Below are 26,975 nucleotides of genomic sequence, written 5' to 3' on the forward strand. Positions count from 1 at the left end.
ATGTCGAACAGCCGCCCGCCTCTTCTGGAATTGCAGGACATCACCAAGTCGTTCGGCGGCGTCACCGCGTTGCGCGGCGTCGACTTCACTCTTCGCCCCGGCGAGATCCATGGTCTCGTCGGGGAGAACGGCGCCGGCAAGAGCACGCTGATGAAGATCATCGCCGGCGTGCACACCGGTTTCTCCGGCCGTTTCCTGCTCGACGGCCGCGAGGTTCATTTCAACTCCGTGCGCGACGCCCGCGCGGCCGGCATCGCGATGGTGCACCAGGAACTCAGCGTCGCGCCGGACCTCACCGTGGCCGAGAACGTGTTTCTCGGCAACCAGCCGACCAATGCGCTGGGCATCGTGCAGTGGCGTCGCATGGCACGCGAGGCCGCCGAGCAGCTCAAGCGGCTCGGCATCGACGCCGATCCGATGAGCCGGCTCGGCGATCTTCCGATCGGCGTTCAGCAGCTGATCGAGATCGCGCGGGTGCTGTTCTCCGGCGCGCGCATCATCATCCTGGACGAGCCGACCTCGGCGCTGTCGCCGCCCGAGGTCGAGCGGCTGTTCGCGGCGTTGCGCAAGCTGCGCGAGCAGGGCACCGGGATCGTCTTCATCTCACACTTCATCGAGGACATCCTGCTGATCTCCGACGAGGTCACGGTGTTCCGCAACGGCCGCAAGATCATGGAGACGCGTGCCGCCGACACCAGCAAGGCCGCGCTGATCGAGGCCATGATCGGCAAGGGACGCGATGCGCTGGAGGACAGCTACACCCACGACATCACCCTGCCCGCGCCGACGGCCGACAAGCCCGTGGTCGTCGAAGCCGAGGGCCTGTCGCTGGCGCGCAATCTGAAGCGCGTCTCGTTCGCCGTGCGTGCCGGCGAGGTGCTCGGCATCTACGGCTTCATGGGCTGCGGCCAGCTCGAGCTGGCGCGCATCCTGTTCGGCAAGCTTGCGCCCGACGCCGGCGAGCTGCGCGTATCAGGCCAGCGCAACCGCTTCAAGAGCACGGCGGATGCGCGCCGCGCCGGCATCGCCTTCGTGCCGGAGAGCCGGCGCGACATGCTGTTCCTGCAGGAGCCCGTCTACAAGAACATCTCGATCAGCATCCTCGACCGCATCAACGCCGTGCTGCTGAAGCCGGCACATGAGCGTGCGCTGGCGAAGCGCCAGGTCGAGCAGCTGCAGATCCGGCCCGCGGATGTCGAGATCGACCTCGGCCTGCTCTCGGGCGGCAACCAGCAGAAGGTCGCGCTCGCTAAATGGCTCAGCCATCCGCCGCGGCTGCTGGTGCTGTGCGAGCCGACCCGCGGCATGGATGTCGGCGCCAAGAGCGACGTGATCGGAATCGTGCGGCAGCTGCGCGACCAGGGCATCGCCGTGATCGTGCTCTCGACCGAGCCAGAGACCGTGCTGTCGATGGCCGACCGTGTCATCGTGCTCAAGCGCGGCGAGGTCGTGCGCGAATTTGCCGGCGAAACCATCAGCAAAGACCGTCTGCTCGAGGCGGCGTAGGGAGATTGTCATGGCGCATGGCGAGACCGTTCCGATGCCGGAGGCGCCGTCGCGGCGCGCAGGCGGGGTCGCATCGCTGCTGCGCTCGCAGATGCGCAACATCGCGCCGTTCCTGACCTTGATCTTCCTCACGGCGTTCTTCGCGATCGCGAGTCCGTCCTTCGCCACGCTCGACAACGTCGGCAACATCCTGACCCAGGTGTCGGTCACCGGCATCATCGCGGTCGGCCTCACCTTCGTGATCCTGTGCGCCGAGATCGACCTGTCGATCGCCGCCATCGCCAACGTGACCGGCATCGCTGTTGCCTACTTCACGATGCAGGAGTCCTACGTCAACATCGCCAACGTGCCGATGCCCGGTTTTGTCGCCATCCTGCTCGCGCTGGCGCTGTGCGCATTGCTCGGCCTGGTCAACGCCTTCGGCCTGACCGTGATCGGCATTCCCTCCTTCATCATGACGCTCGCGATGATGCAGATCGCCGCCGGCATCTCGGCGATGCTGGTGCGCGGCCAGATCGCCTACAAGGTTCCCCCCATCATCACGACGCTCGGCTCCAGTTCCGTGGCGGGGGTGCCCTGGATCGTGATCGTGGCCGCCCTGATGCTGTTGCTCGGTCACCTCGTGCTGACCTACACGCGGTTCGGCCGCTACGTCTACATGGTCGGCGGCAACCGCGAGGCGGCGGAGTATTCGGGACTGAACGTCAAGCTGATCCTCGGCAGCGTGATGGTGATCTCGGCCGTCTGCTCGGGGATCGGCGGCATGCTCGGCGTGGCGCATTTCGGCAGCGCGCAGCAGAACGAGTTCGACACCTACCTGCTGGATTCGATCGCCGCCGTCGTGGTCGGCGGCACCAGCCTGTTCGGCGGCCGCGGGGGCATCGGCAACACCATCGTCGGCCTGTTCGTGCTCGGCGTGCTCAACAACGGCCTCGACCACGTCAACATCGACAGTTTCCTGAAGATCCTGATCCGCGGCCTGATCCTGCTCGCCGCCCTGGTGATCAACGTCTATGCCCAGCGGCTGCGGGCGAAGGCGGCGGATTGAGCGTGCTGCGACGCGCGCTGCCGTAGCCCGGAAGCGACATCCGCGATCACACGAGCCGTATCGGAAAACCCGGATGTCGCTTCATCCGGGCTACGAGCTCTTCCGCAACGTTGCGAGCGCAGCTCGCCCCTCATAACGACGTAGAAGGCCGAGGCGACGGAATTAAAGCCCCGGCTGCCAGTGGCGCAACTCGCGGGCAGCCCGCGTCACCGCCCCGATCGTCGTGAACGTCGTCGTCTCCACCATCAGCGTCCGTGCCAACCGCAGTGCCCGCACCTCGCAGGTCGCGCGCCGCTTGGCGTCCTCGATCAGTTCGAAATCGATGTTGTGCGCGAGGCCGAGGATGCGACGAATGATCTTGGCCGCGGTGAAACCGATGGCGTCCTGGAACAATCTCGCCACGTAGGCCTGACGCTCGGTCTCCAGGCGTGCGGCGCCCGCTTCACCCGGAAACAGTGACCGCGGATACGCATCGCCTGTCGCCTCGCTGCGCCAAAGCGCCAGGAACTTGTCCGCGAAACCGTTCCAGACCTCATCGACTGCCGCCAGCACCCATCCCTCGAAGTGCTCCCGCTCGCCCGCCCGCTGCTCGTGTCCTTCGGACGCAAAATAGGCCATCAGAAGATTGGCGAGGACCGCACCGACGTCGAATCCCATCGGACCGTAGAAGGCGAATTCGGGGTCGATCACCTTGGTCTCGGTGTCCGTCACCATGATCGACCCGGTGTGCAGGTCGCCATGGATCAGCGCCTCGGCACACGACAGGAATTTCAGCTTGAGCCTGGAGATCGCGACGTGCAGATCGAGGTCGGCGCGAATGTCGGCCGCGGTCGCGTCGAGCCACGGTGACGTCCAGCGATTCTGTTCGGCGATGCGATAGGGATCGGTGAAGATCAAATCCTCGGTGATCTTGCACAGCGCATGATTGCCGGCAAAGCTTGCGATCGCCTCCTTCTTCTCGGCGGCAGACAGTGCGAGGTCGGACGAGAAGAACAGCGTCCGCGCCATGAAGGTCGTGATGTGATCGACGAAGGCCGGATAGGTTGTGCCCGCGACCAGCCCCTTGCGCATGATGATGTGCGGCTCCAGCAACTCCATCGCCGTCAGCGCCAGCGCCGGATCATGATGAACGATGGCCGGCACGAGGCCGGGGGCAAGGCGGTTCTGATGCGTCAGCGCCAGATGCTCATAGTGGGCGCGTGACAGCGGCAGCGGCCAGCTCTCGCCGACCAGCCGCACGTAAGGCAGCGCCTGCTTCACCGCGAGACCGCCGGACGATCCCTTGACGATGAAGACCAGATTGAGGTTGCCATCGCCGACCTCGGTGATTGACCAGCGCTCGGCCGGTCCGCCGAGTTGCCCTGCAACTGAAGGGATCCCCGCGAGATAGTTTCGAAGATCAACCTCGTTCAGAATGCGATAGCCCGATTGCGTCCCGTTCCGGGCCTCGGCCGATGTCATCACGCGCAACCTCCCTGTCGGTCTTGTTTTGACCTCCTATAGCAAAAAAGCCGACGCACGTCCGCGCATCGGCTTCGAGAGAACGTTGTGCGATGCGAGCGGGGCTAGAACGGAATCCCCATCAGCCGCGAAAGCCGCTCAACGCTGAGATAGCCGGCCTGATAGGCCACGAGTGACAGGGCGAAGATCGCGGCCGACAGCAGCGTCGTCCAGATCAGGCGCCGCCCCATTCGGCTGATCGTCGGCGCACCGGGGTCGGTGCCTAGCGGGCCTCCGCCGGACTCGTGCTGGCTGCGGATGCCGAACGGCAGGGTCACGAACAGCGTGACCCACCACATCACGAAGTAGATCGCGAGCCAGGTGGAGATCGTATAGGCCATGGTCGCCCCGCTGCCTCAGGCCTGCTCGATCTCGACGAGCGCGCCGGAAAAATCCTTCGGATGCAGGAACAGAACCGGCTTGCCATGCGCGCCGATCTTCGGCTGGCCGTCGCCGAGCACGCGGGCACCCTCCTTGATCAGGGTGTCGCGCGAGGCGATGATGTCGGCCACCTCGTAGCAGACGTGATGGATGCCGCCGTCCGCGTTGCGCTCGAGGAATTTGGCGATCGGTGACGCCTCGCCCAGCGGCTGGATGAACTCGATCTTGGTGTTGGGCAGAGTGACGAACACCGTGATCACGCCATGCTCCGGCAGCGGTACCGCCGCCGAAATCTCAGCACCGAATGCCGCGCCATAAATCCTGGCGGCCTTTTCGGCGTCCTTGACCGCGATGGCGACGTGGTTGAGCCGGCCCAGCATGACATCCTCCACTTCTTCTTTTTGAACGGCCGTTCAGCAGGCCCGCGTCAGACTTCCAACACATGGACGAGACAGATCGGCTTCTTGCCCCACTGCTCATTGACCGCCGAACGCACGGCCCGCCGGACGGATTCTGCCGCTGCGTCAGAATCGCGCCGACGCGCCCGCGGAAGACCTTCGAAGGTGGAAACGACAGCATCAAAGACGATGTCGTCCATCTCCTCGCCCGCCGCATTCTTCTCGGGGATGCCGACCATGTCGACCTCGGGATCGTCGGCCAGCTCGCCCTTCTCGGTGATGGCAAGCGCCACGAAGATGCAGCCGGCAAAGGCCATCTTGCGACGCTCGACCACAGCGCGCGACTTCGAATCCTCGACGATGCTGCCGTCCTTGTAGAGCCGCCCCGCCGGCAGTTGGTCGATGATTCCGGGATCACCGGGGCCGAGCTTGACGAGGTCGCCATTGCGGCAGGTGATGACCTTGGGCACGCCGCAGGCGCGCGCCAGCCTCGCGTGCTCGTGCAGATGCAGCGCCTCGCCATGCACGGGGATCAGGAGCTGCGGCCGCGTCCACGCGATCATGTCGCGCAGCTCGTCGCGGCGCGGGTGGCCGGAGACATGGACGAGATGGTTGCGGTCGGTGATGATCTCGATGCCCTGCTGCACCAGCCCGTTGATGACGGCGCCGACCGCCTTCTCGTTGCCGGGGATGGTGCGCGACGAGAAGATGACGGTGTCGCCCTTGTTCAAGGTGACCAGCGGATGATCGTCATTGGCGATGCGCGAGAGCGCCGCGCGCGGCTCGCCCTGGCTGCCGGTGCAGAGCGCGAGCACCTTGTCGGCCGGGAAATGGCCGTAGAGATCCATGCCGCGGAAGTTCTGCACGCCGTCGAGATAACCGGTCTCACGCGCGACCTGGACCACGCGTTCCATGGCACGGCCGACGATCACGACCTCGCGCTCGGCCTCGCGCGCCGCTTCGGCGACGGCGCGGATACGCGCGACGTTCGAGGCGAAGGTGGTCACGGCCACGCGGCCCTTTGCTTCCTTCACCAAGGCCGCGATCGTCTTGGCAACCTCGGCCTCGGACGGCGAGCGTCCCTCGCGCACGGCATTGGTGGAGTCGCCGATCAGTGCGAGCAATCCGGCATCACCGAGCTCGCGCAGCCGCTTCTCGTCGGTCGGCGCGCCCAGCACCGGCGTCGGATCGATCTTCCAGTCGCCGGTATGCAGGACAGTGCCGACCTCGGTGTGGATCGCCAGCGCGTGCGATTCAGGGATCGAATGCGCGACCGGAATGAACTCGACGTTGAACGGACCGATATCGACGCGGCCGCCGGAGGGGATCACCTTGACCGGGATCTTGGCTGGGAGGCGCTCGGCCTCGCACTTGGCCTCGAACAGTGCGGCGCTGAACTTGGTCGCGTAGATCGGGCATTTCAGCCGCGGCCACAGGTCTATGATCGCGCCGAAATGATCCTCATGCGCGTGGGTCAGCACGAGGCCGACGAGATTGTTGCGCTCCTTCTCCAGGAAAGCGACGTCAGGCATGATCAGGTCGATGCCCGGCAGATGCTCCTCGTCGCCGAAGGAGACGCCAAGATCGATCGCGAGCCACGAGCGCTGGTGGCGATTGCCGAGCCCGTAGATCGACAGATTCATGCCGATCTCGCCGACACCTCCGAGCGGCGCAAATGTCAGTTCGTCGGGACGTGCCATCTAGACCGCTCCTTTGGATGCGACCGAGCCGAAATGAACATCACCGGCCGTGATCGGCTCCAATCGTCCCTCCGCGGTCCGCACCAGCATACAACCCTGTTCGTCGATCGTGTCGAAAATCCCCTCGATGATAGCATGTCCGGACCTGATGGCGACCGGCTGGCCGAGGCCTGCGGCGCGCTCGAGCCAGAGTTTCCGGATGTCACCGAAGCCCCGTCCCTCGTTCCAGATGCCGAAATATTCGACCCAGGCATCCGACAGCGCCGAGAATAGGTCCTCGGCGGTCACCTGGATGCCGAGGTCCGCCAACGACACCGCCGGTGTCGGGGTATCCAGCGGCGCCGCGACCACGTTGGTTCCAATACCGGCAACCACCGCAAGCCCTTGAGCCACCTGCTCCGCCTCGAGCAGCATGCCGACGATCTTGCGGCCGTCAGCCAGCACGTCGTTGGGCCATTTCAGCGCGAATGACGCGCGTGCTCCGGACCGCAGCGCGGCCTCGATGCTCACCTGGCGCAACGCGCTCTCGATGGAGAGGCCGGCGGCGAAGCCGAGTGTGGCTGCGATCGCAGGAGCCACGTTCAGCACTTCCAGCACGCTCGAGGCCAGATTGCCGCGCGGGGCGATCCACGGGCGCTGGCGCCGGCCGCGCCCGGCCGTCTGCTCAGATGTGACAAACCAGCACGGCGCCTTGCCGCCCTCTCGGGCCGACTTCAGCGCCTCGACATTGGTTGAGCCGGTCTGGTCGAACGTGACGAGTCGGTAGCCAGCCTTGTCAGCCTGGGACCCTAGCGCAAACGTCATCTAGAACAGCGACTTCGCCGCGGCCGCGGCCGCGCTGACCAGCGGGCCGGGATAGGCGAAGAACAGGATGTTGAAGACGCCGGAGATCGCGAGCACCGTGCGCAGCTCGATACGGACCGGATCGAGCGTCGGCAGCGGCTCGTCGAAATACATCGTCTTGACGATCAGGAGATAATAGTAGGCGCCGACCACGCTGGTGAGCACGCCGATCACCGACAGCGTGAACAGCCCGGCCTTGATGGCAGCGACGAAGACGTACCATTTGGCGAAGAAGCCCGCGAGCGGCGGCACGCCGGCCAGCGAGAACAGCAGCATCGCGAAGAAGAAGGCAAGCAGCGGATTGGTGCGCGACAGCCCCGAGAAGTCGCTGATCTTCTCGAACGACTGGCCGTTGCGCTTGATCGCCATGATCACGGCGAACGAGCCGAGCGTCATCGCGACATAGATCGCGATGTAGGTCAGCACGCCCTGCGCGCCCTCGACCGTACCGGCGGCGAGACCGACCAGCGCGAAGCCCATGTGGCCGATCGACGAATAGGCCATCAGGCGCTTGATGTTGGTCTGGCCGATCGCGGCGAACGAGCCGAGCGCCATCGAGGCGATCGAGACGAACACGATGATCTGCTGCCACTGGAAGGTGATGCCGGGAAACGCCGTCAGCGCGACGCGCGCGAACACGGCCATCGCCGCGACCTTGGGCGCGGAGGCGAAGAACGCCGTCACCGGCGTCGGCGCGCCTTCATAGACGTCCGGTGTCCACATGTGGAACGGCACCGCCGAGACCTTGAAGCACATGCCGGCGAACAGGAAGACGAGGCCGAAAATGATGCCGACGCTGCCGGTCTTCGTCGCCGCCGCGATCCCGGCAAAGCTCACCGTGCCGGTGAAGCCGTAGATCAGCGAGGCGCCGTAGAGCAGCATGCCGGAGGACAGCGCGCCCAGCACGAAATACTTCAGGCCGGCTTCGGTCGACTTGACGTTGTCGCGATGGCTGGCCGCGACGACGTAGAGCGCGAGCGACATCAGCTCGAGGCCGAGGTAGAGCGTGATCAGGTCGCCGGCCGAGATCAGCACCAGCATGCCCAAGGTCGAGAGCAGCACGAGGATCGCATATTCGAAGATGCGACGATCGGGCTTCGACAGGAACTCCGCCGACATGATCAGGGTCGCGATCGAACCGATCAGCGCCAGGATCTTCAGGAAGCGCGCATAGCTGTCAGCGATGAAGCTGCCGCCGAAGGCCTGGCCGCCCGGCTGCCTGAGCACGAGGATGCCGACCACGATCAGCAGAGCGACCGCCAACCACGTGACGAGCCCCGTCGTCTCCTGCCCGCGAAACGCGCCCAGCATCAACAGCGCCATGGCCCCCACGGCCAACAACAGCTCCGGCAGCACCACCCAAAGCTGAGGCCCAAGATTCTCGATCATCGTCTGTGTCCCGACCCCTCAAGGTCTCATCATTGGAGCAGCGCGGCGGCCTTCACGGCCGTCACGGCGGTATTGTAGTTGTTGACGAGCTGCTGCACCGACGCCGCCGACATGTCGAGGATCGGCTTCGGATAAACGCCGAACAGGATGGTCAGCGCCACCAGCGGAAACAGGATCACGCCCTCACGCAGGGTGATATCTTTGATGCTGGCGAGCGACGGCTTGGTCAGCGCACCGAACACCACCTTGCGGTAAAGCCACAACGCGTAGGCCGCCGAGAGGATGACGCCTGATGTCGCGAAGAACGCGGTCGGGATCGACACCTTGAAAGTGCCGAGCAGGGTCATGAACTCGCCGACGAAGCCGGACGTGCCGGGCAGGCCGACATTGGCCATCGTGAACACCATGAACACCAGCGCGTAGACCGGCATCCGGTTCACGAGGCCGCCGTAGGCCGCGATCTCGCGGGTATGCATGCGGTCATAGACCACGCCGACGCAAAGGAACAGCGCGCCCGAGACGATACCGTGCGAAATCATCTGGAACACGCCTCCGGCGACACCCTGCATGGTGCCCGCGAAGATGCCCATGGTGACGAAGCCCATATGCGCCACCGATGAGTAGGCGATCAGCTTCTTGATGTCCTCCTGCATCAGCGCGACCAGCGAGGTGTAGATGATCGCGATCGCCGAGAGCGTGAACACCAGCGGCGCGAAGTCGTGCGAGGCCAGCGGGAACATCGGCAGCGAGAAGCGCAGGAAGCCGTAGCCACCCATCTTCAAGAGGATCGCGGCCAGGATCACCGAGCCCGCGGTCGGCGCCTCGACGTGCGCGTCCGGCAGCCAGGTGTGCACCGGCCACATCGGCATCTTCACCGCAAAGGAGGCGAAGAACGCCAGCCACGCCCAGGTCTGCAAGGACCGCGGCACCGCCGTATGCATCAAGGTCGGAATGTCGGTCGTGCCGGCGTTCCAGTACAGCGCCATGATGGCGAGCAGCATCAGCACCGAGCCGAGCAGCGTGTAGAGGAAGAACTTGAACGAGGCGTAGACCCGGCGCGGACCGCCCCAGACGCCGATGATCAGGAACATCGGGATCAAGCCGCCCTCGAAGAACAGATAGAACAGCACGAGGTCGAGCGCCGAGAACGTGCCGACCATCAGCGTTTCCAGGATCAGGAACGCCATCATGTATTCGCGCAGCCGGTTGGTCACCGACTTCCAGCTCGCGATGATGCAGAACGGCATCAGGGCGGTGGTCAGGATCACGAACGGCAGCGAGATGCCGTCGACGCCCATGTGGTAGCTGATGCCAGCCGCCAGCCAGTTCGACTTCTCGACGAATTGGAAGTCGGTCTGGGCGGGATCGAAGCGCAGCACCAGGATCACCGACACCCCGAACGTGATCAGCGTGGTCCACAGCGCGATCCAGCGCGCATTGCGCCTAGCCGCCTCGTCGTCGCCGCGGACCAGATAGATCAGCAGCGCACCGACGATCGGCAGGAAGGTGACGACGGAGAGAATTGGCCAGGTGGTCATTGCTGGCCCCCCATGAACATGAACCAGGTGATCAGGCCGGCGACGCCGATCAGCATGGCAAAGGCGTAATGATAGAGGTACCCGGTCTGGATCTTGACGACGTTGCGCGTGATGTCGAGCACCCGCGCCGAGACACCGTCCGGACCGAAGCCGTCGATGACGAAGCCGTCGCCCTTCTTCCAGAGGAAGCGGCCGAGCCACTTCGCCGGACGGACGAAGATCACGTCATACAGCTCGTCGAAGTACCACTTGTTGAGCAGGAACTTGTAGAGCAGCGGCTGCTGCGCGGCGAGCTCCTCCGGGATGTCCGGACGTCTGACGTAGAAGATGTAGGAGACCACAAATCCCAGCACCATCATGACGAAGGGAAGCTGAGCGAGCCAGGCCGGCATGTGCTCCATGTCTTCGAGAATGTGCGGGTTCATCTTCAGCGACTCGCCGAAGAAGTGCTCGACGCCATGGGGATCGGTGAACACGCCCTTGAACGGGAGGCCGGCCAGGATCGAGCCTGCCGCGAGCACGCCGATCGGGATGAGCATCCAGATCGGGCTCTCGTGTGCGGCATCATAATGATGCTGATCGTGCGGCGTGCCGAAGAAGGTCTTGAACACCAGGCGCCAGGAATAGAACGAGGTCAGGCCGGCGGCGACAATGGTGAGGAAATACGCGTAGGTCGCGAACGGATTGTGCGCGGCGTACGCCGCCTCGATGATCGCATCCTTGGAGAAGAAGCCTGCGAAGCCGGGGAAGCCGGTGAGCGCCAGGGTGCCGACCGTCATCACCGCGAAGGTGTATGGGATCTTGCGCCACAGGCCGCCCATGTTGCGGATGTCCTGCTCGTGATGCATCGCGTAGATCACCGAGCCAGAGCCCAAGAACAGCAGCGCCTTAAAGAAGGCATGCGTGAACAGATGGAACATGCCGACCGAATAGGCCCCTGCTCCCATCGCCACGAACATGTAGCCGAGCTGCGAGCAGGTCGAGTAGGCGACGATGCGCTTGATGTCGTTCTGCACGAGGCCGACGGTCGCAGCGAAGAACGCCGTGGTCGCGCCGAAGAACATCACGACGGCCTGGGCGTTCGGGGCGAGCTCGAACAGCGGAGACAGGCGCGCGACCATGAAGACGCCGGCGGTGACCATGGTCGCGGCATGGATCAGCGCCGAGACCGGGGTCGGACCTTCCATCGCGTCCGGCAGCCAGGTATGCAGCAGGAACTGTGCCGACTTGCCCATGGCGCCCATGAACAGCAGCAGGCAGGTCAGGGTCAGCGCGTCGGCATGCCAGCCGAGGAAGTTGATCGTCTTGCCGGCAAAGCTCGGCGCGGCGGCGAAGATGGTCTCGAAGTCGGTCGACTTCGCCAGCAGGAACACGGCGAAGATGCCGAGCGCGAAGCCGAAATCGCCGACGCGGTTGACGACGAAGGCCTTGATGGCGGCAGCGTTGGCCGACGGCTTCTGGAACCAGAAGCCGATCAGCAGGTAGCTCGCCAGACCGACGCCCTCCCAGCCGAAGAACAGTTGCACGAGGTTGTTCGCGGTCACCAGCATCAGCATCGCGAAGGTGAACAGCGACAGATAGGCGAAGAAGCGCGGACGGTTCGGATCCTCGTCCATATAGCCGATCGAATAGAGGTGGACGAGCGAGGACACGCTGGTCACAACGACCAGCATCACCGCCGTGAGCGTGTCGACACGCAGCGCCCAGGACACCTGCAGCTCGCCGGAATTGATCCAGGGCAACAGCTCTTTCACACCCGCCTCGTGGTGCATGAAGCCGACGCTGATCAGCATCGCCCAGGACAGGCCGGCCGACACGAACAGCAGCGCCGTCGTGATCACCTGCGCCGCCCAGGTGCCGGAGGCCGGCGGCTCGGCGACATGATGGTCGTCGTGTCCGTGGCCGTGATCGTCATGCGCGTGCGCGTCGGCGGCGCCGTGGTGATGACCGTCGTCGTGATGATGCTCGACCGTATCACCGCTCGGATGGCGCGCATGCGCGCCGAGCAGCGCGATCAGGCCGGCCAGGATCGCGCCCAGCAGCGGCAGAAAGACAATGGCCTGGATCATTCGCCCGTTCCCTTACGCATGACCTTGCCGGCGAGCCGGCCCCCATCTGTGCGGATCATGCGCCCTTAGCCCTTCATCATATTGACGTCTTCGACCGCAATCGAGCCGCGGTTGCGGAAGTAGACCACCAGCACGGCAAGGCCGATCGCGGCTTCCGCCGCCGCAACTGTCAAAACCAGCAGCGCGAACACCTGCCCGACGATGTCGCCCAGGAATGTCGAGAACGCCACCAGATTGATGTTCACCGCGAGCAGGATCAGCTCGACCGACATCAAGATGACGATGATGTTCTTGCGGTTCAGGAAGATGCCGAGGATGCCGAGCGTGAACAGCATGGCCGCGACGGCGAGATAGTGCCCCAATCCGATGGTCATTTCACCCACTCCGCCGCGTCCGAGTCCTGCAGCCCCTGCCCGACCGCGACCTTGCGGACCGCCATCGCCATCTCCGGCGTGCGCGCGTTCTGGACGTTGATGTCCTGGCGCTTGACGCTCGCCTTGTGGCGCAGCGTCAGCACGATCGCGCCGATCATCGCCACCAGCAGGATCATGCCGGAGAGCTGGAAGTAATGGATGTACTTCGTATAGAGCACGAGGCCGAGCGCCTCGGTATTGGTGACGTTGGTCGGGATCGCCGCGGTGATCGCCTTCGGCGTCGTCGGGTTGATGACCCAGTAGGACACCGTCAGCAGCAGCTCGAACAGGAAGATGCCGCCGATGACCAGTCCGATCGGCATGTACTGCAGGAAGCCCTCGCGCAGCTCCGTGAAGTCGACATCGAGCATCATGATCACGAACAAGAACAGCACCGCGACCGCGCCGACGTAGACGACCACGAGGATCATCGCCAGGAATTCGGCGCCCATCAGCACGAACAGGCCGGAGGCGTTGACGAAGGCGAGGATCAGATAGAGCACCGAGTGAACGGGGTTCTTCGAGACGATCACCATCACGGCCGAGGCCACGCAGACCGCCGCGAAGAGATAGAAGAAGAGCGCAGGAAGGATCATCGGACGGCCTCAGCGGTACGGCGCGTCGAGCGCGATGGCTTTGGAGATCTCGCGCTCCCAGCGGTCGCCATTCGCGAGCAGCTTGGCCTTGTCATAATACAGCTCCTCGCGGGTCTCGGTCGCGAACTCGAAGTTCGGTCCTTCGACGATGGCGTCGACCGGACAAGCTTCCTGGCACAGGCCGCAATAGATGCACTTCACCATGTCGATGTCGTAGCGCACCGTGCGACGGGTGCCGTCGTTGCGGCGCGGGCCGGCCTCGATCGTGATCGCCTGCGCGGGACAGACCGCCTCGCACAGCTTGCAGGCGATGCAGCGCTCTTCGCCATTGGGATAGCGCCGCAACGCGTGCTCGCCGCGGAAGCGCGGCGAGATCGGGCCCTTCTCGAACGGATAGTTCAGGGTCGGCTTCGGCTGGAAGAAGTAGCGCATCGCGAGGAAGAATGCGGAGACGAACTCCTGCAGCAGCAGCGACCGTGCGGTGGCGGAAATGTTCATGACAGCCTCATTTCGGCGCGATGCCGGCGAAGTGCAGCACGCCTGCGACGATGACCACCATGGCCAGCGACAGCGGCAGGAACACTTTCCAGCCCAGTCGCATCAACTGGTCGTAGCGGTAGCGCGGCACGATCGCTTTCGCCATCGCGATCAGGAAGAACATGAAGAACAGCTTGAGCGAGAACCAGATGACGCCCGGCACCCAGTTGAACGGCGGCAGATCGATCGGCGGCAGCCAGCCACCCAGAAACAGGATCGTCGCCAGCGCGCACATCGTGGTGATCGCGACATACTCGCCGAGCATGAACAGCAGATACGGCGTCGAGCCGTATTCCACCATGAAGCCGGCAACGAGCTCCGATTCCGCCTCGACGAGATCGAAGGGCGGACGGTTGGTCTCGGCCAGCGCCGAGACGTAGAATACCACGAACATCGGGAACAGCGGCCAGACGTACCAGTTCAGGATCGTCAGCTGCGGCAGGCCGATCAGGCTCGCAAGCCCGCGGGCATGCTGCGCCTCGACCACCGCCGACAGGTTCAAGGTGCCGGCGCAGAGCAGCACGGTGATGATGACGAAGCCGATCGAGACCTCGTAGGACACCATCTGCGCCGCCGAGCGCAGCGCCGCCAGGAACGGATACTTCGAGTTCGACGACCAGCCGGCCATGATGATGCCGTAGATCGACAGTGACGAGATCGCGAAGATGAAGAGAATGCCGACATTGATGTCGGCGATCGCCCAGCCGAGATTGGTCGGGATCACCGCCCAGGCCGCCAGCGCCAGCACGCAGGACACCAGCGGTGCCAGCAGGAACACGCCCTTGTTGGCGCCGGCCGGAATGATCGGCTCCTTGAGCACGAACTTCAGCAGGTCTGCGAACGACTGGAACAGGCCCCAGGGCCCGACCACGTTGGGACCCCGGCGGATCTGCACCGCCGCCCAGATCTTCCGGTCGGCCAGCAGGATGTAGGCGATCGCGACCAGCAGGACGACGAGCAGCAGGACGCTCTGCGCGACCATGATGATCAGCGGCCAGAGGAAGCCGGTCCAGAACGAGCTTGCGAAGAAATCAGCCATCAGGTCACGCTCACTCCGCTGCCGTCAGCATCTGCCCGGAAGCCAGACGGGAACATTCCGCCATGACCGCCGATGCGCGCGCGATCGGATTGGTGAGATAGAAGTCGTCGATCAGCGGCTTGAACGGTGCCTTCTCGAGGTTGCCGCCCTTGCCAGCCAGGGTCTTGATGTCGGCGATCTTGCCCGCCTCGATCTGGTCGACGCGGCCAAGATGCGGCACGGCCTTGATGATCGCAACGCGCAGCGCGGCCAGCGAGTCGTAGCCGAGCTTCCTGCCGAGCACGTCGGACAGCGCCCGGATGATCGCCCAGTCCTCGCGTGCCTCGCCCGGCGGGAATGACGCCCGGCCCGTCATCTGCACCCGGCCCTCGGTGTTGACGTAGAGCCCGGACTTCTCGGTGTAGGCAGCCCCCGGCAGGATGACATCGGCACGATGGGCACCGCGGTCGCCATGGGTACCGATGTAGACGACGAAAACGCCCTCGGGCACATCGACCTCGTCGGCGCCGAGCAGGAACATCACGTCCATGGTGCCGAACGTCGTCATCTGCGCAGCCGTGAGGCCGGTGCCGTTGAAGCCGATGTCGAGGGCGCCGACCCGCGAGGCGGTGTCGTGCAGCACGGCAAAGCCGTTCCAGTCGTCGCGCACGGCGTTGACGTCCATCGCGATCTTGGCGGCCAGCGACAGGATCGCGCCGCCATCGTGGCGCGCCGCGGCGCCGGCGCCGACCAGCACGATCGGGTTCTTGGCGTTGCGGAAGGTGGTCGCAAACGAGTGCTTGCCGGCGGCGACGTCGCTCAGCGAGTCCGTGCCCGCGCCGATGTGCTCATAGGCATAGGTCAGGTCGGCCTTGGGACCGACCACGCCGACCTTGAGCTGGCCCGAGCGCCAGCGCTTGCGGATGCGGGCGTTGAGCACGGCCGCTTCCTTGCGCGGATTGGCGCCAATGATCAGGATCGCGTCGGCCTGCTCGATACCCGCGATGGTCGGATTGAACAGATAGGACGCACGGCCGAGCTTGGCATCGAAGCTGTCACCGCCTTGCACCGCGACGTTGGTCGAGCCGAGCTTGGCGAGCAGATCCTTGAGCGCGAACATCTCTTCGACCGCGGCGAGATCGCCGGCGATCGCGCCGATGCGCTTGCCGTCGATGCGCGACAGCTTGGTGGCAATCGCCTTGAACGCCTCCGGCCAGGAGGCGGCGCGCAGCTTGCCATCCTCGCGAACGTAGGGACGATCGAGCCGCTGCGTGCGCAGGCCGTCGACGACATGGCGGGTCTTGTCGGAGATCCACTCCTCGTTCACGGCATCGTTGATGCGCGGCAGGATGCGCATCACCTCGCGGCCGCGGGTGTCGACACGGATCGCCGAGCCCACGCCATCCATGACGTCGATCGACTGCGTCTTGCCGAGCTCCCAGGGGCGTGCGGCGAAAGCGTAGGGCTTCGAGGTCAGCGCACCGACCGGACAGATGTCGACCAGATTGCCCTGCAGCTCCGAACTCAGCGCCTGCTCGAGATACGTCGTGATCTCCATGTCCTCGCCACGGCCGATCGCGCCCATTTCCGGCACGCCGCAGACTTCCGCCGAGAAGCGGACGCAACGCGTGCACTGGATGCAGCGGTTCATCGAGGTCTTGACCAATGCGCCGAGATACTTGTCCTCGACGGCGCGCTTGTTCTCGGCGAAGCGGCTGGTGTCCACACCATAGCCCATCGCCTGGTCCTGCAGGTCACACTCGCCGCCCTGGTCGCAGATCGGGCAGTCCAGCGGATGGTTGATCAGAAGGAATTCCATCACGCCTTCGCGCGCCTTCTTGACCATCGGCGACCGCGTCGAGATCTCCGGCGGCTCGCCCTTCGGGCCCGGCCGGCAGTCGCGCACGCCCCAGGCGCAGCTCGCGACCGGTTTCGGTCCGCCCTTCACCTCGACGAGGCACATCCGGCAGTTGCCGGCGATCGACAGCCGCTCATGATAGCAGAAGCGCGGGATCTCGGCGCCCGCCGCCTCGCACGCCTGCAACAGCGTGTACTCCGGCGGCACATCGATCTCTTTGCCATCGATGATGATCTTGGTCATTGCCTCACATCTCTCTCAAACCACGGACCACCGCGCCGCTGCGCACCGTGAGGGCGCGAGCGCGGGGAAAACGTTGCTGGCGAACCGGGCCGCCATCACCTACTCCGCCGCTACCATGCGCGCGGGATCGCGCACGCCCACGTCGTCGACATCGGCCTTGTGCGAATACTGGTCAATGCGCGCCTCGATCTCGTGACGGAAATGCGTGATCAGCCCCTGGATCGGCCAAGCTGCCGCGTCGCCCAGCGCGCAGATCGTGTGGCCCTCGATCTGCTTGGTGACTTCGAGCAGCATGTCGATCTCGCGCTTGTGCGCCCGGCCCTCGGCCATGCGCGTCAGCACGCGCCACATCCAGCCGGTGCCCTCGCGGCACGGCGTACACTGGCCGCAGCTCTCATGCTTGTAGAAGTAGGAAATGCGCGCGATCGCTCGGATCAGGTCGGTCGACTTGTCCATCACGATCACGGCCGCGGTGCCGAGGCCGGAGCGCAGCTTCGACAGGCTGTCGAAATCCATCGGCGTATCGATGATCTGCTCGGCCGGCACCATGCGCACGGACGAGCCGCCGGGGATGACCGCCTTCAGATTGTCCCAGCCGCCACGGATGCCGCCGCAATGCTTCTCGATCAGCTCGCGGAACGGGATGCCCATCGCCTCTTCGACGTTGCAAGGCCGCTCGACGTGACCGGAGATGCAGAACAGTTTTGTGCCGACATTGTTCGGACGGCCGATGCCGGCAAACCACGCGGCGCCGCGGCGCAGGATGGTCGGCGCCACCGCGATCGACTCGACGTTGTTGACGGTGGTCGGGCAGCCATAGAGGCCGACGTTCGCTGGGAAAGGCGGCTTCAGCCGCGGCTGGCCCTTTTTGCCTTCGAGGCTCTCCAGCAGCGCGGTCTCCTCGCCGCAGATATAGGCGCCGGCGCCATGCGCGACATAGAGATCGAACGGCCAGCCATGGATGTTGTTCTTGCCGATCAGGTTGGCCTCATAGGCCTGATCGATCGCCGCCTGCAGCCGCTCGCGCTCGCGGATGAACTCGCCGCGCACATAGATGTAGCAGGCATGCGCGTTCATCGCGAAGCTGGCCAGCAGGCAGCCCTCGACGAGATGATGCGGATCGTGCCGCATGATCTCGCGATCCTTGCAGGTGCCGGGCTCGGACTCGTCGGCGTTGACCACGAGGTAGCTCGGCCGACCGTCGGTCGATTCCTTCGGCATGAACGACCATTTCAAGCCGGTCGGGAAGCCGGCGCCGCCGCGGCCGCGCAGGCCGGAAGCCTTCATCTCGTTGATGATCCAGTCGCGACCTTTTTCGATCAGCGCCTTGGTGCCATCCCAGCTGCCGCGCCGGCGTGCGCCTTCGAGGCCCCAATCATGCAGGCCATAGAGGTTGGTGAAGATGCGGTCCTTGTCGTCGAGCATGATCAGACGGCTTCCTCGGGTGTCAGCGGTTCGACTGCATGGTGGCGATGAAGGCGGCGCAGCCGCCGAACACCAAGGCCCACAGCAGACTGGACTCCAGCGTCGCATTGAGCGCGAACCGCTGCAGCACGAAAATGAAAGCGGCGGCTGCGAGCGTATGCAGTGCCACGTAGCGCCAGTTCTTCATTGCGGCGCCCTCTTCGGTCAGGGCCGCAACGCGGGTGCGATTGCGGCTCATGTCTTCTCCTTCAGCGTGGTCGGCCCGCCCGCCGGCGCCGAGAATTGGCGGCCATTCTGCGGACCCGGCGTCGGCAGGTTGCCGGTCGCGAAGCCGTCGAGCACCTTGCCGAAGCTCTCCGGCGTCAGGTCCTCATAGGTGTCCTTCCAGACCTGCACCATCGGCGCGTTCACGCAGGCGCCCAGGCACTCGACCTCTTCCCAGCTGAAGTCGCCGTCCTTCGATAGGTGGAAGGGATCGTGATGGATGCGATGCTTGCAGACCTCGATCAGTTCTTCGGCGCCGCGCAAACGGCACGGCGTGGTGCCGCACACCTGCACATGCGCCTTCTTGCCGACCGGCTGCAGCTGGAACATCGTGTAGAAGGTCGCCACCTCGAGCACGCGGATGTAGGGCATGCCGAGCATGTCGGCGACGACGCGGATGGCCGCCTCCGACACCCAGCCTTCGTTCTGCTCCTGCGCGCGCCACAGGATCGCGATCACGGCCGAGGCCTGGCGGCCTTCCGGATATTTCGCGATCTGCGCTTTGGCGAAGGCAAGGTTCTCGTCCGTGAACGCAAAGCTCGCGGGCTGGACTTCCTTCGGGGCAAGACGGCGGACGGACATGGCTCTTCAATCTTTCATTGCATGCGGCGCGCGGCACTTGCATTGAGCGCTGCGACGCGATTCTGCCAGAAGGCACTTGCAGTTCCGAACACGTTATAGCCGACGTGGGCGGACGCCTTGATCCGGTCGAGGATCGACAGCTCTGTCACGGTCTCGAGGCGGCCGCTTGCGGGGTCGTAGACCATCAGTTGCATCGGCGTCTGATCGAGGATGTAGCGCGAAACCGTATGGTTGCGATCCTGGCCGTGCTCCTCGCACAGGATCATGCTGTCGGTCGCGAGCAGCCGCGCCCCGCCCTTGATCGCCTCGATCTCGACGCCCTCGACGTCGAGCTTGATCAGGTACTTGCCGGAAGCGGCGACCTTGCCGTCGTCGATCAGATCGTCGAGCGCCATCACCGGCACCTGCTCGCCGCCGGCGCTGTCGCCGGCGATACTGAAGGCCTCGTGCTTGGTACCGGTGAGATGCGCGACGCCGCGGCGTTCGCCGATGGCGCACTTCATCACTTCGAAGCGGCCGCCGTTGATCTGCGCATTGTTCGCGAGCTTGGCGAAGTTCGCCGAGGACGGCTCGATCGCGATCGCCTTGTGCGCGCCGTAGGGCGTGCTCGACACCAGCACCGACCAGTAGCCGTAATTGGCCCCGCCGTCGATGAAGGTGTAGTCGACATCGACAGTGCCGAGAAACAGGAACTCGAGTTCGTCCTCATAGTGATAGTCGCGGTTGAGCAGCTTGCTCCAATAGCCGTCGCCATAGGGAAACTCGAACACGGCGTCCGGGTTGAGCTTCACCGCGATGTCGCGTTCGGGCAGCGCCAGCCGCAGCAGATTGGCACAGCGGTTGTAGCCGCGATGCGAGAAATGCGAGGAAATCTTCGAGCCGGTCGACAGCGCCAATGCAGCCGTGCGCTCCCAGAGGTTCGCTCCTTCGAGCGCTCCGGAAGCACGATCGAACTGGATCGGCGCATGGCCCATCAGCGGTCCACCTCTCCGAACACGATGTCGAGCGAGCCGAGAATGGCCGAGACGTCGGCGAGCAGATGGCCGCGGCAGATGAAATCCATCGCCTGTAGATGCGCGAAGCCCGGAGCGCGGATCTTGCACTTGTACGGCTTGTTGGTGCCGTCGGCGACGAGATAGACGCCGAACTCGCCCTTCGGCGCCTCGACGGCCGCATAGATCTCGCCTGCCGGCACGTGCACGCCTTCGGTGTAGAGTTTGAAGTGGTGGATCAGCGCTTCCATCGAGCGCTTCATCTCGCCACGGCGCGGCGGAGCGATCTTGTTGTCGGTGATCATCACCGGGCCCTGCCCGTCCGGTGCGCGCAGCTTCTGGATGCACTGCTTCATGATACGCACCGACTGGCGCATCTCTTCCATGCGGATCAGATAGCGGTCGTAGCAGTCGCCGTTCTTGCCGATCGGAACGTCGAACTCCATCTCGGCATAGACGTCGTAGGGCTGCGACTTGCGCAGGTCCCAGGCCGCGCCCGAGCCGCGCACCATCACGCCGGAGAAGCCCCACTCCCAGGCCTGCTTCAGGGTCACGACGCCGATGTCGACGTTACGCTGCTTGAAGATGCGGTTGCCGGTGAGAAGCCGGTCGAGATCGTCGACCACCTTCAGGAACGGATCGCAGAATGCGTCGATGTCGTCGATCAGCTTCGGCGGCAGGTCCTGGTGGACGCCACCGATGCGGAAGTAGTTGGCGTGCATGCGCGAGCCGGAGGCGCGCTCATAGAACACCATCAGCTTCTCGCGCTCCTCGAAGCCCCACAGCGGCGGGGTCAGCGCGCCGACGTCCATCGCCTGGGTGGTGACGTTGAGCAGATGCGACAGCAGCCGTCCGATCTCGGAGTAGAGCACGCGGATCAGCTGGCCGCGGCGCGGAACCTCGATGCCGAGCAGGCGTTCGGCGGCGAGGCAGAAGGCATGCTCCTGATTCATCGGCGCGACGTAGTCGAGCCGATCGAAATAGGGCATCGCCTGCATGTAGGTCTTGGTCTCGATCAGCTTCTCGGTGCCGCGATGCAGCAGGCCGATATGCGGATCGACGCGCTCGACCACCTCGCCGTCCAGCTCCAGCACCAGGCGCAGAACGCCATGGGCCGCCGGATGCTGCGGGCCGAAATTGATCGTGAAGTTGCGGAGGGCCGGGCTCTGCTCGTTCATGCTCGCGCTCCCACTCACTTCGTCGCCTTCTCGTCGCCGGGCAGCGGATAGTCCGCACCTTCCCAGGGCGACAGGAAATCGAACTTGCGGAACTCCTGGTTGAGCCGCACCGGCTCGTAGATGACCCGCTTCTCCTGATCGTCGTAGCGCACCTCGACGAACCCCGTCGTCGGGAAGTCCTTGCGCAGCGGATGGCCGTCGAAGCCGTAATCCGTCAGCAGGCGGCGCATGTCCGGGTGGCCGACGAAGATCACGCCGTAGAGGTCGTAGGCCTCGCGCTCGAACCAATCGGCGCCCGGAAAGACATCGATCAGCGACGGCACCTGCGTCGTCTCGTCGGCCTCGGCCTTGAGCCGGATGCGCGCGTTCAGCGTCGGTGACAGGAAGTGATAGACAACATCGAAACGTTTGGCGCGCTCAGGATAGTCGACCGCCGTGATGTCGGTGATGTTGACGAAGCGGAGAGCCGGATCGTCGCGCAGATGTGTCACGACCTCGACGATCCGGGCGGACTCCACGTTCACCGTGAGCTGATTGAAAGCGACCGTATGGCCGATCGCGGCGCCCGGGAGCGCGCTTACGATCGTCTGCCCAAGGGCGTCGAGCCTGCCGTCGTCCATAACGAAAAACCTTCAGCGTTCGATGGTGCCGGTGCGCCGGATCTTCTTCTGCAGCAGCAGCACACCGTACAGCAGCGCTTCGGCGGTCGGCGGACAGCCGGGCACGTAGATGTCAATGGGAACGATGCGGTCGCAGCCGCGGACCACCGAATAGGAATAGTGATAGTAGCCGCCGCCATTGGCGCACGACCCCATCGAGATGACGTAGCGCGGCTCCGGCATCTGGTCGTAGACCTTGCGCAGCGCCGGCGCCATCTTGTTGGTCAGCGTGCCGGCGACGATCATCACGTCGGACTGGCGCGGCGAGGCGCGCGGCGCGAAGCCGAACCGCTCGACGTCGTAGCGCGGCATCGAGACCTGCATCATCTCGACGGCGCAGCAGGCTAGGCCGAACGTCATCCACATCAGCGAGCCGGTGCGGGCCCAGGTGATGAGATCGTCAGCGGTGGCGACGAAGAATCCCTTGTCCGACAGTTCGTGCCTGACCTCGAGGAAATACGGGTCGTTGGCACCGATCGGCCTGCCGGTCGCGGGATCGAGAATGCCCTTCGGGGCCGGAGCGATCGCCGGCCCGGTCGAGGACGTGGTCGGGCTCAATCCCATTCAAGCGCGCCTTTCTTCCATTCGTAGGCAAACCCGACCGTCAACACGGCCAGGAACACCAGCATCGACCAGAAGCCGGCCGCGCCGAGCTTGCCGAATGCGACTGCCCAGGGGAACAGGAAGGCGACTTCGAGGTCGAAGATGATGAAAAGGATGGCAACCAGATAGAAGCGGACGTCGAACTTCATGCGGGCGTCGTCGAACGCATTGAAGCCGCACTCGTACGCGGAGAGCTTCTCGGGATCGGGCTGCTGGTAGGCGACCAGGAACGGCGCGATCAGCAGCACCACCCCGATGATGGCTGCGACACCTATGAAAACGACGAGGGGGAGATAGTTCTGAAGGATGCCGGTCATCGGCGCCACTTTCCTCTGCGGTTTCGGTGCAAACCGCAGACTCGTTGCATTGGAATTGGTCGAAGCCTTAGCGCAGCGCACCAAGCCGCGCAAGACAAGCCGTCTCGCCGGTGTCATCCCTCCCCACATTGCGGAAACCCGGACACACCGAGCAACGGCGCCGCGGATGACGCGTGCAGGAGCCGCATTGCAGACCCGCAGCATTACGGTGCCGCACGGTCCAACGCAGGACGCTGAGGCGATCAGCAATCGCGAGGACGCACGCCGGTGTGCGCAGGCTGGCTGGTCGGAGACGGATGCGGATCAGCGCTCGATCGGGAGATCCAAACGAGGCGACGGGACCGTCACCCGATAGGCTTCCGTTACCGCGGGAGATGGTCACGAAGGGCCACCGGATCAAGATCATCCACGGCCGCCGTCGATACCGGCACCGCCGCGCGCTGTTAGCCCCGGCCGCATACTCCCGATTGCCGCCGCGGCGGCTGCAACCGATGAAACCATTTTGAGGAAACGAAGAAACGGGATCGAAACAAAGCGGGGGTACATGTCCAGGCAACAAAGTGGCGCTCTGAGACGCCGGGAGGCTGACATGAACCACTCGCTGCATTCCGCAGACCGATCGACCCATCTGAAGATCGTCGTCGTTGCCCTGGTCGCCGGCATCGCGGTGACCGCTTTCGGCATCGCGACCCGCGCCAACGTCGACTACAGCCAGACGGCATCGCACGTCGTGAAGGCAGGCAAGCCGGTGACCATGACGAGTTCCAGCGACTCGATGGTCGTCCGCTGAGGCCACTGCTCCGCTGCCATCTGACAGCAATCGCAGGCCACCCGCCGGGTGGCCTTTTTCATGCCCGATCGGAAAATCGGCGACGGAGCACTTGCCGTCCGGCGGAGCGCCAGGTCGTACACGGGAAGGGATCGCGCGGCGGCGCTGCTTGCGCCAGCGGACAGATCACATCAAAAGCTAAGCCATTGAAAACATGGCGCGAGAGACGGGGCTCGAACCCGCGACCTCCGGCGTGACAGGCCGGCGCTCTAACCAACTGAGCTACTCCCGCGTGATCGCGAAATCCGCGGAGGAGTGCGACTTAAAGGGGCGATGTTTCGAAGTCAAGGACAATGAACCGACAGCTGTGCGAAGTCCTTGATGGGGGAGCAATGCAGGACGCCCGATCTCCTTGGCTGGGCCCAGGCAGCCAACGTTAGTCGCCGCACGATGATGGGCCAAATCGACCTGTCCCGCGTCTCTCCTTCCGGACCGCGGCAACCCCGCCCCGCGGCGGCGGCGCTGGCGGTCGCTTCGCGACGACGTCGCAGGCCGGATATGGCAAAATGGGCGCCAAGTCCGACCGCGCATGCTTCCGACCGGGCATATTGAAATTTCCGGCCGCGGTCCCCGCCGAGGCGCACTTGCTGACCAGGAAGCGAGTGAGAGGAGATTCCTCGCGGACGCTGCCCACGAATCGCCCGCCACCGGTGCGAGGAAGATGAGCTTCGAATCGCCGGAGTCGGTATCCTGCAGGTGGCGCGCGCCGGAGTGCGCAATCCTGCTGTCGGCGAGGCGGTGCTGATCAACGCCGGCCCGCGACCCCGCCGTATTCCGCACGGGAGCTGGCGGACGATCTTTGATCAGAGCGGAAACCATTGATAACCTGCCACCCCCTGGTATCTGGCATGCAATAACTGATATATTAGTATACTGATACCTCCGGTAACATCTCCCTCTCTCCCTCTCTCCCTCTCTCTCTTGGTGCCCATGTCCGACCCGCTTCGCAGCTACACCCACTCCGTCACCGAGCGCCTGCTCCGCTACGCCGCGATCGACACCCAGTCGGACCCGACGTCGCCGACCTGTCCTTCGACGCTCAAACAGAAGAATCTCGGCCGGATGCTCGCAGCCGAGCTGCAGGCAATGGGCCTCTCGGACGCCCACCTGGACGACCATGGCTACGTCTATGCGACCATCCCCGCCACCACCGACAAGGCCGTGCCGGTGATCTGCTTCTGCTCGCACATGGACACGTCGCCCGATTGCTCCGGGGCCAACGTGAAGCCGCAGATCGTGCGCAACTACCAGGGCGGCGACATCGTGCTGCCGGGGGACCCGAGCCAGATCATCCGTGCGGCTGAGCATCCTGCATTGAAGGACCAGATCGGCAACGACATCGTCACCACCGACGGCACCACCCTGCTCGGGGCCGATAACAAAGCCGGCATCGCCGAGATCATGGACGCGGCGCAGTTCCTGATCAGCAATCCGCAGATCAAGCACGGCACCATCAAGATCCTGTTCACGCCGGACGAGGAGATCGGCCGCGGCGTCGACCGGGTCGACCTGAAGAAGCTCGGCGCCGACTTCGGCTACACGATGGATGGCGAAACCGCCGGCAACATCGAGGACGAGACCTTTGCCGCCGACGGCGCCACCATCCTCATCAACGGCGTCAGCGCCCATCCCGGCTTTGCCAAGGGCAAGATGGAGCACGCGATCAAGATCGCGTCCGCAATCGTCGATCGGCTCCCGAAGGATGGCTGCTCGCCGGAGACGACGGAGGGCAAGGAAGGCTTCCTGCATCCGGTCGGGATCTCCGGCGCGCTCGAACAGGCGCGACTCGACTTCATCGTGCGCGATTTCAGCGAGCAGGGCCTGCGGCAGAAGGAAGCGCTGCTCGAGGACATCGTCAGGGATGTCCTGAAGGACTATCCGCGCTCGAGCTATCGGATGGAGGTTCGGCAGCAATACCGCAACATGAAGGAGGTCATCGATCTGCATCCGGAGATCGTGACCTATGCCGAGGAGGCGATCCGCCGCGCCGGCCTGACGCCGGTCAGGACATCGATCCGCGGCGGCACCGACGGTTCGCGGCTGTCGTTCATGGGCCTGCCCTGCCCCAACATCTTTGCCGGCGAGCATGCCTTCCACTCGCGTCTCGAATGGGTCAGCGTCCAGGACATGGAGAAGGCGGCGCAGACCATCGTCCATCTGGCGATGATCTGGGAAGAGCGATCCTGAGCGCCGTCCGGCGCGCGTCAGACGCGCGCCGTCACCAGCCAGATCGAGCCGGCGAGCGTCACGCTGTCGCCGCGTACATACTGCGTCAGCAGCTCGCGGACCGACTGCCGCGCCGCCTCGCGCGTCTCCTGGGGATGCCCCTCCAGCGCGCGGCTGGCGGGGCCGATTTCGAACGCCGACTCCACTGCCGCCTCGAGACCCTGCCCGCGGGCGATGTCGAGTGACAGCGCATGCGCCTCCAGCGCGACGTCGCTGAAGCCGGCCTCGCCGAGGATCCGCGCCACTCGCGCTTCGGATGCGAAGGCGAACGGGCCAGGATCCTCCGGCGCCATCTCCGGCAGCTTCGGGACGTGACGATAGACCGCCTGCAGCGGCGCGATCATCCAGGGATTGGCCTTCGGCTCGCGCCAGCAGGCGAACACGACCCGGCCGCCCGGCTTCAGCGCGCGGCGGATGTTGGCGAACGACGCCACCGGATCGGCAAAGAACATCACCCCGAACCGCGACACCAGCAGATCGAGGCTCGCCGGCGCGAACGGATACACGGTCGCGTCGGCCAGCACGAACTCGGCGGGAAGCCCGGCCGGCGCCACCGCGCGCGCCCGCTCGAGCATCGGTGCGGAGATGTCGACGCCGAGAACGGAGCCGCCGGGCGCCACCTGCCCGGCCAGTGCGATCGACAAACCACCACAGCCGCAGCCGATGTCGAGAATGCGATCACCCGGCTTCGCGGCGATACGCTCGATCAGGATCTGCGACACCGGTGCGAGCAGGATATCCTGCGCCTCCTGGCGATCGGACCAGCGCTGGCCGCCGGGCCCGTTCCAATAGGCGATCTGGTCGGCGTTGCGGTCGTCCCCTGCCGGCAATTGCATGATGTGCCCTGTCTGATTGAGGTCATC

Annotated in this window: 26 protein-coding genes and 1 tRNA gene; 4 read left to right on the top strand and 23 right to left on the bottom strand. The window is 64.8% G+C overall.

Annotated features, from left to right (window positions below):
* Positions 1-1,506 (top strand): sugar ABC transporter ATP-binding protein, encoded by a 1,506-nt coding sequence (locus QW861_RS10900; RefSeq protein ID WP_315827165.1) that lies wholly within the window; start codon positions 1-3, stop codon positions 1,504-1,506.
* 10 nt (positions 1,507-1,516) lie between these two features.
* On the top strand, positions 1,517-2,554 hold the full coding sequence (locus QW861_RS10905; protein ID WP_315711566.1) for an ABC transporter permease: 1,038 nt from the start codon (positions 1,517-1,519) through the stop codon (positions 2,552-2,554).
* Between the two features lie 162 nt (positions 2,555-2,716).
* On the opposite strand, the gene mtnK is transcribed toward QW861_RS10905, so the two are convergent.
* The 21 genes from mtnK to QW861_RS11010 all read right to left on the bottom strand — a co-directional run bounded on the left by mtnK (position 2,717) and on the right by QW861_RS11010 (position 23,057).
* Positions 2,717-4,018 (bottom strand): S-methyl-5-thioribose kinase, encoded by a 1,302-nt coding sequence (gene mtnK / locus QW861_RS10910; RefSeq protein ID WP_409977880.1) that lies wholly within the window; start codon positions 4,016-4,018, stop codon positions 2,717-2,719.
* Between the two features lie 101 nt (positions 4,019-4,119).
* The gene (locus QW861_RS10915; RefSeq protein ID WP_315711565.1) at positions 4,120-4,395 is read right to left on the bottom strand and encodes a DUF1467 family protein; all 276 of its coding nucleotides are present in this window, start codon (positions 4,393-4,395) and stop codon (positions 4,120-4,122) included.
* Between the two features lie 15 nt (positions 4,396-4,410).
* Positions 4,411-4,815, bottom strand: coding sequence for a methylmalonyl-CoA epimerase (gene mce / locus QW861_RS10920; protein WP_315711564.1), 405 nt, complete (start codon positions 4,813-4,815; stop codon positions 4,411-4,413).
* Between the two features lie 47 nt (positions 4,816-4,862).
* Complete coding sequence (locus QW861_RS10925) at positions 4,863-6,533, bottom strand: ribonuclease J (RefSeq protein WP_315711563.1); 1,671 nt, start codon at positions 6,531-6,533, stop codon at positions 4,863-4,865.
* Positions 6,534-7,337 carry a biotin--[acetyl-CoA-carboxylase] ligase gene (locus QW861_RS10930; protein WP_315711562.1) on the bottom strand — a complete coding sequence of 268 codons (804 nt, stop codon included), beginning with the start codon at positions 7,335-7,337 and terminating at the stop codon, positions 6,534-6,536.
* The gene (gene nuoN / locus QW861_RS10935; protein ID WP_315711561.1) at positions 7,338-8,765 is read right to left on the bottom strand and encodes an NADH-quinone oxidoreductase subunit NuoN; all 1,428 of its coding nucleotides are present in this window, start codon (positions 8,763-8,765) and stop codon (positions 7,338-7,340) included.
* 29 nt (positions 8,766-8,794) lie between these two features.
* On the bottom strand, positions 8,795-10,303 hold the full coding sequence (locus QW861_RS10940) for an NADH-quinone oxidoreductase subunit M (protein WP_316185777.1): 1,509 nt from the start codon (positions 10,301-10,303) through the stop codon (positions 8,795-8,797).
* A complete protein-coding gene (nuoL, locus tag QW861_RS10945; protein WP_315750892.1) occupies positions 10,300-12,372 on the bottom strand; it encodes an NADH-quinone oxidoreductase subunit L in 2,073 nt (690 codons plus the stop codon). The genes QW861_RS10940 and nuoL overlap by 4 nt, the downstream gene beginning before the upstream one ends.
* A gap of 65 nt (positions 12,373-12,437) precedes the next feature.
* On the bottom strand, positions 12,438-12,746 hold the full coding sequence (nuoK, locus tag QW861_RS10950) for an NADH-quinone oxidoreductase subunit NuoK (protein ID WP_315711558.1): 309 nt from the start codon (positions 12,744-12,746) through the stop codon (positions 12,438-12,440).
* The gene (locus QW861_RS10955) at positions 12,743-13,381 is read right to left on the bottom strand and encodes an NADH-quinone oxidoreductase subunit J (RefSeq protein ID WP_315750891.1); all 639 of its coding nucleotides are present in this window, start codon (positions 13,379-13,381) and stop codon (positions 12,743-12,745) included. The genes nuoK and QW861_RS10955 overlap by 4 nt, the downstream gene beginning before the upstream one ends.
* Before the next feature lie 9 nt (positions 13,382-13,390).
* Positions 13,391-13,879 (bottom strand): NADH-quinone oxidoreductase subunit NuoI, encoded by a 489-nt coding sequence (gene nuoI, locus QW861_RS10960; protein WP_006611003.1) that lies wholly within the window; start codon positions 13,877-13,879, stop codon positions 13,391-13,393.
* Between the two features lie 7 nt (positions 13,880-13,886).
* Complete coding sequence (gene nuoH / locus QW861_RS10965; RefSeq protein WP_315711556.1) at positions 13,887-14,957, bottom strand: NADH-quinone oxidoreductase subunit NuoH; 1,071 nt, start codon at positions 14,955-14,957, stop codon at positions 13,887-13,889.
* Between the two features lie 10 nt (positions 14,958-14,967).
* The gene (nuoG, locus tag QW861_RS10970) at positions 14,968-17,037 is read right to left on the bottom strand and encodes an NADH-quinone oxidoreductase subunit NuoG (RefSeq protein WP_315711555.1); all 2,070 of its coding nucleotides are present in this window, start codon (positions 17,035-17,037) and stop codon (positions 14,968-14,970) included.
* Positions 17,038-17,136: 99 nt separating this feature from the next.
* The gene (nuoF, locus tag QW861_RS10975) at positions 17,137-18,462 is read right to left on the bottom strand and encodes an NADH-quinone oxidoreductase subunit NuoF (protein ID WP_315750890.1); all 1,326 of its coding nucleotides are present in this window, start codon (positions 18,460-18,462) and stop codon (positions 17,137-17,139) included.
* 22 nt (positions 18,463-18,484) lie between these two features.
* Positions 18,485-18,700 carry a hypothetical protein gene (locus QW861_RS10980; RefSeq protein WP_315711550.1) on the bottom strand — a complete coding sequence of 72 codons (216 nt, stop codon included), beginning with the start codon at positions 18,698-18,700 and terminating at the stop codon, positions 18,485-18,487.
* Complete coding sequence (gene nuoE / locus QW861_RS10985) at positions 18,697-19,308, bottom strand: NADH-quinone oxidoreductase subunit NuoE (protein WP_172109602.1); 612 nt, start codon at positions 19,306-19,308, stop codon at positions 18,697-18,699. The genes QW861_RS10980 and nuoE overlap by 4 nt, the downstream gene beginning before the upstream one ends.
* Before the next feature lie 14 nt (positions 19,309-19,322).
* Positions 19,323-20,282 carry an FkbM family methyltransferase gene (locus QW861_RS10990; RefSeq protein ID WP_315750889.1) on the bottom strand — a complete coding sequence of 320 codons (960 nt, stop codon included), beginning with the start codon at positions 20,280-20,282 and terminating at the stop codon, positions 19,323-19,325.
* Positions 20,282-21,478 carry an NADH-quinone oxidoreductase subunit D gene (locus QW861_RS10995; RefSeq protein ID WP_315711546.1) on the bottom strand — a complete coding sequence of 399 codons (1,197 nt, stop codon included), beginning with the start codon at positions 21,476-21,478 and terminating at the stop codon, positions 20,282-20,284. The genes QW861_RS10990 and QW861_RS10995 overlap by 1 nt, the downstream gene beginning before the upstream one ends.
* A gap of 14 nt (positions 21,479-21,492) precedes the next feature.
* Positions 21,493-22,098 carry an NADH-quinone oxidoreductase subunit C gene (locus QW861_RS11000; protein WP_315750887.1) on the bottom strand — a complete coding sequence of 202 codons (606 nt, stop codon included), beginning with the start codon at positions 22,096-22,098 and terminating at the stop codon, positions 21,493-21,495.
* Positions 22,099-22,110: 12 nt separating this feature from the next.
* A complete protein-coding gene (locus tag QW861_RS11005) occupies positions 22,111-22,695 on the bottom strand; it encodes a NuoB/complex I 20 kDa subunit family protein (protein ID WP_173424458.1) in 585 nt (194 codons plus the stop codon).
* On the bottom strand, positions 22,692-23,057 hold the full coding sequence (locus tag QW861_RS11010; RefSeq protein ID WP_008964559.1) for an NADH-quinone oxidoreductase subunit A: 366 nt from the start codon (positions 23,055-23,057) through the stop codon (positions 22,692-22,694). Before QW861_RS11010 ends, QW861_RS11005 begins: the two co-directional genes overlap by 4 nt.
* A 589-nt stretch (positions 23,058-23,646) precedes the next feature.
* Between QW861_RS11010 and QW861_RS11015 the strand changes: the two genes are divergently transcribed.
* Positions 23,647-23,847 carry a hypothetical protein gene (locus QW861_RS11015; RefSeq protein ID WP_315711542.1) on the top strand — a complete coding sequence of 67 codons (201 nt, stop codon included), beginning with the start codon at positions 23,647-23,649 and terminating at the stop codon, positions 23,845-23,847.
* A gap of 194 nt (positions 23,848-24,041) precedes the next feature.
* Here QW861_RS11015 and QW861_RS11020 read toward each other — a convergent pair.
* A tRNA-Asp gene (locus QW861_RS11020) sits at positions 24,042-24,118 on the bottom strand.
* A 698-nt stretch (positions 24,119-24,816) separates the two neighbouring features.
* Between QW861_RS11020 and pepT the strand changes: the two genes are divergently transcribed.
* Entirely contained in the window at positions 24,817-26,073 is a 1,257-nt protein-coding gene (gene pepT / locus QW861_RS11025) for a peptidase T (protein ID WP_315711541.1), read from the top strand.
* A 17-nt stretch (positions 26,074-26,090) separates the two neighbouring features.
* Here pepT and QW861_RS11030 read toward each other — a convergent pair whose 3' ends face one another.
* The gene (locus tag QW861_RS11030) at positions 26,091-26,948 is read right to left on the bottom strand and encodes a class I SAM-dependent methyltransferase (protein WP_316193064.1); all 858 of its coding nucleotides are present in this window, start codon (positions 26,946-26,948) and stop codon (positions 26,091-26,093) included.
* Between the last annotated feature and the right edge of the window lie 27 nt (positions 26,949-26,975).

This window comes from Bradyrhizobium sp. SZCCHNRI1029, from assembly GCF_032487555.1.
Lineage (GTDB): Bacteria > Pseudomonadota > Alphaproteobacteria > Rhizobiales > Xanthobacteraceae > Bradyrhizobium.